The organism is Massilia sp. P2_C2, from assembly GCF_056404615.1.
Map to the genome: position 1 here is coordinate 1 of NZ_JBFUDR010000591.1, position 1,461 is coordinate 1,461.

Below are 1,461 nucleotides of genomic sequence, written 5' to 3' on the forward strand. Positions count from 1 at the left end.
CCTCGAACCGGGCGGCGGCGACCGCCCGGCCATCCTCTCCCACCAGTTTTATGTCGTGCTCGCCCGGCACCGGCGCCCAGGTCGCGGACTGGTCGGCCGCCCCAAGACGCGTCCCGTCCAGTTCCCAGTGCAGGCCCGTGCCGCCGTAGGCCCGAAAGCGCACGCGCTGCTGCGGTGCGGGGATGTCGGGATCGAGTGCGATGATGCTGTCCGCGGCCGGGTAGACGATGCGCGGCGCGCGCCTGCCAGGTGCCAGCATTTCCACGACGGCCGTCTCGCTGCCGCGCACGAACCACTCGCTGCGCTCGGGCTCCATGGCGGGCGCGAACTTCACGACCTGGCGCACGACGCCAGCCGGTGCCGGCGGTTGCCGGCTGGGGCGGTCGCGGTGCAGGTAGTCCATCACGTCGCGCCAGACGGGCGCCGCGCCGGAGACACCGGACACGTCCCACATCGAACGCCCGTCGAAATTCCCGACCCACACACCGACCGTGTAGCGGTCCGAAAAACCCACGCACCAGTTGTCGCGCATGTCCTTGCTGGTGCCCGTCTTCACGGCGCTCCAGAAGCCCGTGGCGAGTTCGTTGGACAGACCGAACGTGGTACTGCGCGCGGCGCGGTCCGACAGGATGTCGGCCACGATGAAGCTGGCGCGCGCGTCCAGCACGCGTGCCTTCCGGGACTGGGCACGCGGCACGAACGTCACGCCGTCCTGCATGCCGCCGTTCGCCAGCGTGCGGTAGGCATTCGCCAGCTCCAGCAGGCTGACGTCGCCCGAACCGAGCGCGAGCGACCAGCCGTAGAATTCCGGCGCCTCCGTGAGGCTCGTGATGCCGACCTGGCGCAGGCGTTCGTGGAAGCGTTCCAGCCCGGTGAGCATCAGCGTGCGCACGGCCGGCACGTTCAGCGAGCCCGCGAGGCTCGTGCGCACGCTGGAAGCAATGCGGTACTGGTGGTCGTAGTTCTGCGGCACGTACAGGCCGCCGACGGTCGGGATGTCGACCGGTGTGTCGTCCAGCAGCGACGCAGCCGTGAGCTGGCCCCGCTCCAGCGCCAGCTCGTACAGGAATGGTTTCAATGTCGATCCGGCCTGGCGCAGCGCCGTCACGCCGTCGACCTCGCCGGCGCCGCCGTTGGCGACGTAGGCCCTCACCTCGCCGCTGGCATTGTCGATAACGACCACGGCGCCGTCCCCGACATTGCGCTCGGCCAGTTCGGCCAGGCGGCGGCGCAGCGTGGCGGCAGTAAAGCGCTGCAGGCCCACGTCGAGCGTGGTACGCACGGCGGCGCCAGCCGCGCCCGCCGCGCCGGCCAGGCGGCGCGCCAGCTGTGGCGTGACGCCCGTCGCATTTGAAGTGGGGCTTGACGCCGGCGGCACGGCCCGTGCGAACGCGGCGTCGACCTGCCATTCGATGGCCGCGCAATCCGCCCGCGCATCGAGCTCGCGCGCGAGCGCGCAGG

At 71.3% G+C, this 1,461-nt stretch carries 1 protein-coding gene; it reads right to left on the reverse strand.

Features of this window, described 5'->3' with window-relative positions; translation table 11 throughout:
* On the reverse strand, positions 1–1,461 hold a 1,461-nt coding region (locus AC1DYX_RS31100; RefSeq protein ID WP_477266079.1), incomplete at both ends, for a penicillin-binding transpeptidase domain-containing protein.